The sequence below is a fragment of the Ignavibacteriota bacterium genome (assembly GCA_016707525.1).
Lineage (GTDB): Bacteria > Bacteroidota > Ignavibacteria > UBA10030 > UBA6906 > JAGDMK01.
The window spans coordinates 56,860-68,200 of record JADJHP010000007.1; the positions used below are offsets into that span (position 1 = coordinate 56,860).

The 11,341-nt window shown below is 62.3% G+C and carries 9 protein-coding genes; all 9 read right to left on the bottom strand.

Going from position 1 to position 11,341, the window contains the following annotated elements:
- Nucleotides 1-4: 4 nt before the first annotated feature.
- Nucleotides 5-454 carry a ribose 5-phosphate isomerase B gene (gene rpiB, locus IPI01_12260; GenBank protein MBK7258549.1) on the bottom strand — a complete coding sequence of 150 codons (450 nt, stop codon included), beginning with the start codon at nucleotides 452-454 and terminating at the stop codon, nucleotides 5-7.
- Complete coding sequence (tkt, locus tag IPI01_12265; protein MBK7258550.1) at nucleotides 451-2,475, bottom strand: transketolase; 2,025 nt, start codon at nucleotides 2,473-2,475, stop codon at nucleotides 451-453. The genes rpiB and tkt overlap by 4 nt, the downstream gene beginning before the upstream one ends.
- 154 nt (nucleotides 2,476-2,629) lie before the next feature.
- On the bottom strand, nucleotides 2,630-4,285 hold the full coding sequence (gene pgi / locus IPI01_12270) for a glucose-6-phosphate isomerase (protein ID MBK7258551.1): 1,656 nt from the start codon (nucleotides 4,283-4,285) through the stop codon (nucleotides 2,630-2,632).
- Between the two features lie 58 nt (nucleotides 4,286-4,343).
- A complete protein-coding gene (locus IPI01_12275) occupies nucleotides 4,344-6,599 on the bottom strand; it encodes a thioredoxin family protein (GenBank protein ID MBK7258552.1) in 2,256 nt (751 codons plus the stop codon).
- On the bottom strand, nucleotides 6,589-6,753 hold the full coding sequence (locus IPI01_12280) for a hypothetical protein (GenBank protein MBK7258553.1): 165 nt from the start codon (nucleotides 6,751-6,753) through the stop codon (nucleotides 6,589-6,591). The genes IPI01_12275 and IPI01_12280 overlap by 11 nt, the downstream gene beginning before the upstream one ends.
- An 80-nt stretch (nucleotides 6,754-6,833) precedes the next feature.
- The gene (locus tag IPI01_12285; GenBank protein MBK7258554.1) at nucleotides 6,834-7,439 is read right to left on the bottom strand and encodes an RNA methyltransferase; all 606 of its coding nucleotides are present in this window, start codon (nucleotides 7,437-7,439) and stop codon (nucleotides 6,834-6,836) included.
- On the bottom strand, nucleotides 7,408-8,298 hold the full coding sequence (locus tag IPI01_12290) for an EamA family transporter (GenBank protein ID MBK7258555.1): 891 nt from the start codon (nucleotides 8,296-8,298) through the stop codon (nucleotides 7,408-7,410). The genes IPI01_12285 and IPI01_12290 overlap by 32 nt, the downstream gene beginning before the upstream one ends.
- The gene (locus tag IPI01_12295; GenBank protein ID MBK7258556.1) at nucleotides 8,295-8,855 is read right to left on the bottom strand and encodes a hypothetical protein; all 561 of its coding nucleotides are present in this window, start codon (nucleotides 8,853-8,855) and stop codon (nucleotides 8,295-8,297) included. Before IPI01_12295 ends, IPI01_12290 begins: the two co-directional genes overlap by 4 nt.
- Nucleotides 8,856-8,934: 79 nt before the next feature.
- A complete protein-coding gene (locus IPI01_12300; GenBank protein MBK7258557.1) occupies nucleotides 8,935-11,337 on the bottom strand; it encodes an immune inhibitor A in 2,403 nt (800 codons plus the stop codon).
- Nucleotides 11,338-11,341: the final 4 nt, after the last annotated feature.

Below are 11,341 nucleotides of genomic sequence, written 5' to 3' on the forward strand. Positions count from 1 at the left end.
CCCTTTATCGTTGCAGTTTTTCGATCTCGAGGATCTTGTTCAACCGCCGTACATGGCGGTCGTCATAGGAGAACACCGCACCGAGAAATGCGCGCACGATCTCCATGGCGAGAGCCGGGCCGATGACGCGCGATCCGATGCAGAGGACATTGACATCATCGTGTTCCACGCACTGATGGGCGGAATACGTATCATGACAGAGACCGGCGCGGATCCCCTTGATCTTGTTCGCCGCAACACATGCACCGACGCCACTCCCGCAGATCAGGATCCCTCGTTCGGCCTCCCCGCCGAGAAGGCTGGCACCCACTGCTCGTGCGAAGTCGGGATAGTCCACCGGGCGTGCATCATGTGTCCCGAGGTCCACGACGATCACCCCCTCTGCCTCCAGCGCTCCGGCGACGAGTTGCTTGAGCTGGAATCCTGCGTGATCCGCTGCGAGAGCGACCTTCATGCGAGTGTTCTCCGTGCGGCCTCGACAACGGCGTCGGCCGTGATCCCGAAGTGTTTGTAGGCGGCCTCATACGGGGCCGAGACCCCATATCCTTCCATGCCGATGAAGATACCCTTCGCGCCAAGATAGCGTTCCCAGCCCATGCGCACACCCGCCTCAACGGCGACACGGGCGGCGATGGAAGGCGGCAGGACCTGATCGCGGTACGATGCAGGCTGCTGTTCGAACAATTCCCACGAGGGCATGCTGACGACACGCGAGGAGATCCCTGCCGCGGCGAGTGTCGCATGCGCCGACAGTGCGAGGGCAACCTCGGAACCCGTCCCGATCAGGATCACCTTCGGCGCAGTGCCTTCGCACACCACATACGCCCCGCGCGTGAGGTTCTCCGCGGGTGCGTGCTTCGTCCGGTCGATCACCGGCAGCTTCTGCCGCGTCAGCGCAAGCACCACAGGCCCGGTCCGGTGCTCGAGCGCGAACTTCCACGCCGCACGTGTCTCATTGGCATCGGAAGGCCGCAGCACGATCAGCCCGGGCATCGCACGGAGGGAGGCAAAATGTTCGACTGCCTGATGGGTCGGGCCGTCCTCGCCAAGGCCGATGCTGTCGTGCGTATACACGAAGATCGACGGATACCGGGAGAGTGCGGCGAGACGGACGGACGCGCGCATATAGTCCACGAAGCAGAAGAATGTCGCTCCGTACGGCGTGAGGAGATCGCTCACGGCGATGCCGTTCAGAATGGCGCCCATCGCATGTTCACGCACGCCGAACCGCAGATAGCGGCCGGCCCGGTTCTCGCGCAAGAAGTCCACGGCCCCCTTGAACCGCGTGTTGTTGGATGGCGTCAGGTCCGCAGACCCCCCGATCACCATCGGCAACTTCGGCATGATCGCATCGAGGATCTTTCCCTGGGCCTCGCGCGTCGCCATGGAGATCCCCGCTTCGAAGGCGGGTGCCGCTGTGCGCCAGAGTTCCTCCCACCCCTCGGGCAGGCGCCGGGCAGCGGCATTCTCGAACGTCTTCGCCAGATCGGGATGTGCCTGTGCGTAGCGGGCGAACATCGCCGACCACTCGCCGTGGGCCTTTGCCCCGGCGGGCACGCACGCACGGAACTGCGCAAGCGCTGCATCGGGAATGAAGAAGGACTTCTCCGGATCCCACCCGTACCGCTGCTTCGTGAGCGCCACCTCGGGCGGACCGAGCGGCGACCCGTGAGCATCATGGGTGTCCTGCTTGTTGGGGCTTCCCCACCCGATATGCGTGCGCATCTTGATCATCGACGGCCGGTTCTTTTCGGCCTTCGCCACGATCAACGCCTTCTCGAGCGCCACCAGATCGTTGCCGTCACCACCCACGGTCTGGACGAACCAGCCGTACGCTTCATAGCGGGCAGCAACGTCTTCCGAGAACGACAGCGACGTCGACCCATCAATGGTGATATGATTGTCGTCATAGATGACGATGAGATTGTCCAGGCCCAGATGGCCGGCAAGAGAGGATGCCTCCGACGAGACGCCTTCCTGCAGACAGCCATCGCCGGCGATCACATACACCTTGTAGTCGATCACCGGGAACCCATCACGGTTGTAATATGCGGCGAGATACTTCTCGGCGATCGCCATGCCCACGGCACTCGAGATGCCCTGGCCCAACGGCCCGGTGGTCAGTTCCACACCCGGCGTGTGGCCGTACTCGGGATGGCCCGGGGTCAGGCTTCCCATCTGGCGGAACTGCTTGATGTCCTCCAGCGTGAGCGGGTAGCCGGTAAGATGCAGCATCGCATACAGCAGCATACACCCGTGGCCGGCCGAGAGCACGAACCGGTCCCGGTTCACCCACTTCGGGTCCGCGGGGTCATGCTTCATATGCCTGGTCCAGAGCGCATAGGCCGCGGGCGCCATACCCATCGTGATGCCCGGATGGCCGGAATTGGCCTTCTGTATCGCGTCAATGCAAAGGCAGCGAATGGTATTTATCGAAAGGTCATCCAGCTCGCTGACACCGGAATGACGCGGCAATGGAGAGGTCGTCTGTGTCACTTCAAAACTCCAGAGAGGTAAGGGGAGAATTCGCTACATCTTCAAAAGATAGGAAAAATCACGAGAGATACAATGCGAACGCCCCGGCCAGGAGCGGCCGGGGCGCGAAGGGAACATTGCTTTGAACCGGGGATCAGGATCGCGAAGCAGCCAGATTCCGCCTGACCTCGTCGATAAGCCCGGCCGTCGACGCATCGTGAACAGCACGGGGCCCGTTGGGATCCAATTCCGGAAGAATGGCCTTTGCCAGCTGTTTTCCGAGCTCAACGCCCCATTGGTCGAAGGAATTGATCCGCCACACGATGCCCTGGACGAATATCCTATGCTCATACATGGCAAGGAGGGACCCCATTGAACGAGGGGTTAATTTTTTGAACAGGATGCTCGTCGTGGGACGGTTGCCGGGGAATACCTTGTGCGGGAGCAATCGCTCCAGTGCCTCACCGGACATGCCGGCACGGGCAAGTTCTTCGCGCGCCTCCTCTGTGGTCTTGCCGCGCATGAGCGCTTCGGTCTGCGCCAGGAAGTTCGAAAGGAGCAGGCGGTGATGCTCGCCGAGCGGGTTGTGGCTTTCCAGCGGCATGAGGAAATCCGCCGGCACCATCTGCGTCCCCTGATGGATCAACTGGTAGAACGCATGCTGCCCGTTCGTCCCCGGCTCACCCCAGATGATGGGCCCCGTGGCATAGGTCACCGGCTGGCCGTCGCGGTCCACCCGCTTCCCGTTGCTCTCCATATCCGCCTGCTGCAGATAGGCCGGCAGCCGGTGCAGGTACTGATCATAGGGCAGGATGGCATGACTGCGGGCGTCGAAGAAATTCACGTACCAGATCCCGAGCATCGCCAGCAGCACCGGGATGTTCTTCTCCAGCGGGGCCGTACGAAAATGCTCATCCATCCCATGTGCGCCGTCGAGCATCTCCTCGAAGCCCTCCATCCCGATCGCCAGGGCGATCGACAACCCGATGGCGGACCAGAGCGAGTACCTGCCGCCCACCCAATCCCAGAACGCGAACATGTTCTTCGGATCGATCCCGAACTTCACCACCTCCGCGGTGTTCGTTGAGAGGGCCACGAAGTGCAGCGACACATCCGCTTTGTCCCCGAGCCTCCGCACGAACCAATCGCGCGCGCTGTGGGCGTTGGCGAGCGTCTCCTGCGTGGTGAAGGTCTTGGACGCGATGATGAAGAGTGTCGTCGCCGGGTCGAGGTGGCGCAGGACCTCAGCGCAGTGTGTTCCGTCCACATTGGAGACGAAGTGCACCTTCAACCGCGGATGGTGGTACGGGCGCAGGGCTTCGGTCACCATGACGGGCCCGAGGTCGGAGCCGCCGATGCCGATATTCACGATGTCCGTGATCGGAAGCCCCGTACATCCGTGCCATTGCCCGTCGCGTACTGCGGTCACGAATTCCCGCATATGGTTCAGGACCGCCCGCACGTCGGGGATCACATCCCTGCCATCGACCTGCATCGGTGCGGGGCCGCGTGCGCGGAGCGCGACGTGGTACACCGCACGCCCCTCGGTGAAATTGATCTTCTCGCCTGCGAACATCCGGTCGCGCCATCCCTCCAGATCCTCCTGGCGGGCGAGCGACATCAGCAGGCGCAGGGTCTCATCCGTCGTGATATGCTTCGAGAGATCGAACAGGATGTCCTCATGCCGCAGCGAGAACCGTGTAAAGCGCGAAGGGTCCTTCGCGAACAGGTCGCGCATGTGGACGGACCGCATGGCCTGATGATGTTCCGTGAGGGCACGCCAGGCGGGGGTGAGGGGAAGTGGCGTCATGGAGATCTCCAGGCCGGTGGTGGTATCGTTGAACGAACGATCATGGGAAGACCGCACATCACCGTGCTGCCGGTTGCCCCGGGGCAACGGCCCGATCGAGGGCATCGAGGACAATGCCGGTCGTGATCACTTCGGGAAGAACGATCGGCGACACCGCATCGCCGGTGCGGAACACAACGTACAACGGCACACCGGATCTCCCGAACCGGGAGAGCAGCCGGGTGATCTCAGGATTGCGGTTCGTCCAATCGGCCTTCATCGCCACGATGCCGGACGAGCGGAAGCGTTCCATCACCGCCGGATCATGCAAGACCGTACGTTCATTCACCTTGCAGGTCAGGCACCACTCCGCGGTGAAGTCGAGGAACACCGGCTTCCCGGCGCGGAGATGAGCTTCCAGGCCGCTCGTCGAGAAAGGCTCCCATGCGATGCCTTCGCCGGCCGGCTGCACCCCCTGTTGTCCGGGACTGCCGGCGACCGCCGCACGGATATCCAGCGTCGATTCGATGAAGTAGAGATATCCACCCACGGCGATCACGGCGGAAAGCAACCAGACCAGGTACACCTGCCGGCGTGACGCGGTGAGCGTGGCAAAGCGCCCGACCAGCCATGCCGCGACCGCGACCGCAAGGAGGAATGCGCCGGTCCATATCACGGCTTCCATGCCGAGCTGCTTGCCGAGGATATACAACAGCCAGAGCAATGTCGCCATCATCAGGAAGCCCATGAACTGCTTTGCGGCTTCCATCCATGCACCCGGCTTCGGGAGGTATTTCAGCCATGCCGGCCGCGCCGTGAGCAGCAGGTAGGGCAGTGCCATACCGAACGCTGCAAGTCCAAAGATCAACAGGATACCGCCCGCGGGTTGTGCGAACGCAAAGCCCAGCGCCGAGCCGAGGAAGGGCGCCGTGCACGGCGTGGCAAGAATGGTCGCGAACACGCCTTCCGAGAATGAACTCAGATAGGCGCTCCCCTTTCCTTCCTGACGCGCGATCGTGGAGCTGACCCCGGCCACGGCTGCACCCGGGAGCCGGATCTCATACACCCCGAACAGGCTCAAGCCGAAGGCGAACACGACTGCACTCATGATGATGACGAACACCGGCTCCTGGAATTGGAATCCCCAGCCGACCTGCTGGCCGGCAAGCTTGAGCAGGATCACGATCAGAGCGAGTACGAGGAACGACGCGAGGATACCGGCGGAGAACGCCCACCCGAGCCGGCGTACGCGCCGCGGCTCATCACCCGCCATTTTCACCAGGCCGAAGATCTTCAATGCGATCACCGGCAACACGCACGGCATCACATTCAGGAGCATTCCCCCGAAGACCGCGAAGAGTGCGTAGACCCAGAGCGAAGGTTGCCCTTCCGCCCCTCCTGCCGACGCAAAGTCCCTGTCCAACAACCCTTTCCCGGCACCCGGTGCAACCGTCTGCACATGCAACGGGATGCTGATCTCCAGCCCCCGCGCCGTACCCGCATTGTCGCGGTACACAAGAACACCCTGCACCTGTGATGGCTGTGGAACGTCGGGTGTGGACGTCACAGGAAGAGTGATGACGGCTTCGTTCCCCTCCATCCTCACCGTGGTCCGTCCGGTGGAAAGCCCTTCGACAGGATACGGAAAGATATCCGGAAGTGACGACGCGCCGATGACGGCATGTCCGGACTGTGCGGCAGAGACGCGGACGATGATCGCTGTCTCCTCCACGGTGGCGCTGAACCGTACGGGGGAGTTCTCGCCCGGGGGAACAGGGATCAGGGAACGGTACCGTGAAAAGAGGGATGCATGCGCGGGGACCGGGTCACCTTCACGTACCGGAAGGACAAGTGTTGCACTCCCTTCGCCCGGGACGCAGGTGCGCTCGCATTCGAGCCAGCTCGCATCCAATCGCACTGTTGCCGTGGTTCCCGGTACAAGATCGGCGGGAGGCGTGACCGGAACGAGCAGCATGACCTCATCCGCATAGGCGAATGTGAGAAGGTCACCCTCCTCCACCTTCTTTTCCGGCAAGGGCCAGGCAGGAGCGCCGGCGGTGAATCCTGAGGGAAGCGTCCACTTCAATTCCGTCGGCAAGCCCGACTCCCCGGGATTGCGCCAGTAGGTGTGCCACCCCTTGTCCATGCGCAGGAGAACACCGACCGTGAACGGCGTGCCCGGACGGATCTCCCGGACATCGGCAACGAGGCTGACCCGGGTATGTCCTGTCGCATCTGGTTGTTCGGTCGGGGTAGCTCGTGAGTCGGGTCGGGGAACGAGGAGGAGGACGATCAGCAGGCTGAGAGCACGAAGGAACGTACCGCTACTTTTCATCCGGTTCGCCTTTGTCACTATCGTGGAGGAAGTTCTTCTGCCAACGTTTACGGATCAGCAGAACAAAATAACCGAATACAACGATACCCACGATCAGGAGCAGAAAGAGATTCATGCTCCAGAACGAATAGGTATCCTGGTCCTGTACTACCATGAGGGATCTTCCGTGTGTTCCAGGGGTGCATCTCACACATTGTATGAATATAGAGAATAGGGTATGCGGATGCAAGCCGCTCAGCGGTGGAGCCAGTCCTGCAACAAGCGGTCATAGTCGCCGGGCGGCAGTGCAGGCGCCGGCAGGGGGCCCCGTGCCAGCCTCTGGCGGAGGGTCTCGTAGAGGAGAACAGCGGTCGCAACGGACACATTCAGGCTTTCGATCATGCCCTGCATCGGGATCTGGACTGCGGCATCAGCGAGGCGCAACGCGTCATCCGACACGCCGCGGTGTTCGTTCCCGAGGACGAAAGCGATGGGCCCCGAAAGGTCCTCTTCGAAGATCGTCCGCGACCCCGTAGTGACGCGCGTTGCCAGTATCCGGTAGCCTTCCGCACGGAGAGTCGCAAAGCACGACTCCACCGACGTATGTTTGCGCCGGTCCACCCATTTGCTGGCGCTGGAGGAACTCTTCTTCCCGATGCGCGGGAATTTCTCGGTGGTGTACAATAATTCCACACCCACCACGCCGACGGCATCGCATGAACGGAGAATGGCGCTCACGTTGTGAGGGTCGTGGATATTCTCCATGACGACCGTCAGCCCCGGAAGGCGCCGCCCCAGGACCTCGGCGATGCGCTTCTGGCGGCGTGTACTAGGAAGCAAGATGTTCTTCGGGTTGGACATGGAGAAGGAAGATGGCGATGATGACGAGAACGGCGCCTGCGGCCTGCAGCGGCTGCAGCACTTCTCCGAGGAAGAATGCGGCGGTCACGATGGCGACGACAGGCTCGAGTGTACTGGTGATGATGGCGCGTGACGGCACGATCCACCGGAGTGCGCCAAAGAACAGCGAGTGCGGGATCAGCAGCGAAAAGACGGCGAGGAGGGACAACGCTCCCCACGTCGCACCGTCGAGGCCCGCATCGACCACCTTCCACGGCGGGTTCACAAAGAGCCAGAACAGGGACGCGAAGAGGATCGAATACACCGTCATGGTCCACACGCTGTGCGTACGGAGCACCGTACGCGAAAAGATCGTCAGAAAAGCGAAACCGATGATCGATGCGATGCCTGTGACGGCGCCCAGGGCAGAGATCGTGAGGACCGACCGGTCGTATGCCCCGACCGCCAGGAAGCATCCGGCGAGCGAGAGGAGTGCTGCACCCACCTTCATGCCGGTCCAACGTTCTTCCTTGCTCCACACCGCATACAACATCACGAAGAGCGGAGCGGTATACTGGATCAGGATCGCGGTCGCGACCGTGCTCTCACGGATCGTGAAGTAGTACGTGAAATTGGTGCTGGCCACGCCGATGCATCCGAGCAATGCGAACTTCCAGAGTTCGGTCCACCGCACGCGCAATACCTCGCGCCGGAAGATCAGGAAGAACAGGAGGAGCAGGATGACGGAGAATGTCACGCGTGATTGGACGACGAGGACGGGATCCAGGCTGCGGTTCAGCAGGGCCTTGGCACCGGTGGCAGATACGCCCCAGAGCACGGCTGCGCCGATGATCATGATGATGCCGCGGACCTCTTTCATGCGACGGGCGGAACCTCTCCGGCAGGCGGTTCGGCCTGCTCATCGGCCTTCCGCCGGCACCAGTCACTGCGGTCGGAATCCCCCGCCAGATCGTACAGCTGGGCGAGCCGGCGGTACAGGACCTCGGGATGTGGCACGGTGTCCACTCCACGGCGCAGGAAATCCACCAGCGCCATCAGGGGAGGGATATTCAGGTCGGGATCGTAACAGTCACACGCATCGAGGTACGGAGCCACCTCCCCGGGCCGTATCGCGGACGCCTTCATATAATAGTAGAGGGCCAGTTCGTAATTGTCATCCGCTGATGACGTGACCTCGAAGACGCTCGCCAGCCAGAGATAGACATCATAGGCGAGAGCGTCGAACTCTGCTGCGAGCTTTTCACCGAACAGCCTGATCTCATCCGGGGTCAGCGACTGGTTCCAGAACAGCAGCCGGTACGGCTCGACATCGTTGACCCCCTGGCGGAGCGCCGCCTGGAAGACGTCGAAGATCTCGTTGAAGTCAGTGGAGGTCGAGAATGTGTGACGTATGTCGTCTAAGGAATAGGGGCTCATGGTGGCAGGAGTCTGAGCGAAACTTATGAAACGCCATCAAGAAAAGCAACCTGCACCCGCGGGAAGCGTGTCGCACCGGTCAGCGCAGGAGGACCAGTGGCCGTGTTACGACAGCGGCGCCGCAGCGCAATTGATAGAAATACATCCCGGAGGGCAAGTGCGAGGCATCGAACGGGATCTCATGGATGCCAACCGGTAGGGACTCCCGGAGCAGTTCGCCACGCCCGCGCCCGAGCAGATCGAAGACAGCAAGCGAAACGGTGACCGGCGAAGGCTGTCCGCCCTCCGAAAGAACCTCGAAACGGATCCGTGTCTGTCCGTTGAACGGGTTCGGGAAATTCTGATGCAACCGGAGGGAAACGGGCTGCACACCCTCCGGCACTGCCGTAGGCTGCGCCCGGTAGACGAGGACCCGGATGTCGTCAATATAGATCCCATCGTGCTCCTGGTAGAGATCGGATTCCATCCGGAAGCGCAGGCGGATGGTCGAACCAGCGAGATGGTCCAGGTCCATCACCTCCTCGACCCAATCGGGTTGCCAACGGTCCAGACACGGCTGGCCCACGGACTGCTTGCCCCCGGTCGCTCCCGACCCGGGACGGGTGAAGCGCCCTCCCAGGGGCAACCAGGTGATCCCCCCATTGGTCGAGGCTTCGACACTTGCACAATCATACGCGTGTTCGATGTTCCACCGCGCCTTGAACCGCAACTCCGCATGCGGCCCGTTCAGCGTGACCGGATCCTGCAGCGTGTATGTGCTCGACACGTTCCGGCCATAGTCACCGGCCGGGCTATCGGTATAACTCAGCCACCCCGAGAACGCGGTGCGTGCCGTCGTATCCCAGAGCGCCCCTCCCTGCGCCGCCACCGCGGTCCAGGCCACGCGCGCACTATCCGCGCCATCCGAGAATACGGCGGTTGGCACCCCGGCGCGAATGGCGATGGAGTCGCGGCTGCGTCCGGCAGAAGAGGACACCTGCGTCAGAAGCCAGACGCGGGTACCATCGGCGATGCCACTCTCCCGCCGCATGCGGACGGTGAGCGGAGTGTTCGTTGGTGTATTCACAAAAAGGTCGGACGGCGCAATGACGGTGCCGTTCGCCGCGCTGAATTGCACCGTCACGCCATTCGAGATCGTCTGAACACCGGCGTTGACAAGGCGCAGCGAGACAGCGATGGTATCACCTGTGCGATGCTGTTCCTGGGAGACCAACTCGATCCGGTACTTCTCGCCCGCGAGCCGGGCAGCCATCAGATTCGTCTCCAGATTCTCCTCGGCGATCGGCACGATGCGTGACGGCACCGGCCAGAATCCATCCTCCAGCCCCCCCACCTCAACCGTCATCGCAAAGGTCCGCGGCTTGGTGTCAACGTCGCCGTACATCCAGTCATCGGAATCGCCGTTCGTTTCGTACCCGATCGTCGCCACACTCGTGCCGAAATCGTAATAGCTGTGCGATGTCATCATACCGGCAAGGCGGCGGTAGATCGCGGAGTCCGGCGGCATCATCGCGCTCCATCCCCAGGGATAGAGCAGCGCATTCGCATACGAATGAAAGTTGACTGCGAGAGCGAAGCCACGCGCGACGCAGAGATCGCGGAGTGCTCTGGTCTCGGGCTCGGAGAATGCCGCGGGACCGCGGTACGTGTCCCGGCTGGAGAGAGGACTGGAGCCTGTGTTGTCGGCGCCCCATTGGTATCCGTAGTTGCGGTTCAGATCCACCCCGTAGGATCCGTCGCCATTGTCCCGCCGGTTCTTCCGCCACATCCCTCCGCCACCGGGGGCGATGGTCTCATTGTGGACGTAGCCGTCAGGATTGACCACCGGCACGAACGTCAGCTCCCGATGATCCAGGATGTCCGTCACGTCGTCGTTGATGCCGTACTGCTCGAGAAGGTACCACATCGTATAGAGGAGGGTCATCATCCCGCCGGGCTCGCGCGCATGATGCAGCGCCGTGAAGAGCGCGCGCGGCTCGGCCTCGTCGATATCGGGATTGCGCGTGATGCGCACGCCCCAGATCGTCCGGTTCTCGGCCGTGACACCGATGGCTTCGCGGAACGTGATGAGCGACGGGTAGGCACGGCGCATGGAGTCGAGCTCTGCTTCCACTTCCGCCAGCGTCAGATATCCGCCCATGGAACCGAGATGGAAGTGGTTGACGCGGGACTGCCCGGATGGAACGGCACGTGCGTTGTCGCGGCGTGCCCTGTCGGCATAGGTACGGGTGACATCCGGATCCAGAACGGTCAGGGTGATGCCGAGCCCCTCCACCCGGGAGATCTCAGCACCGGTCAACATGAGGGTCCTGCCGCCACCCGGAAGACGAACAGCTTCTTCCACCGGGATACCGGCAGCGCCCATCCGCGCGAGTTCAGGAGCCCCCGCCTCGAAGCGGACGCGCATATGCGGACCATCACCGGCACGCACAGCGATGCATCCGAACAGGCCTGCCAGCAGCACTGCGGATACACGGAACAACCAC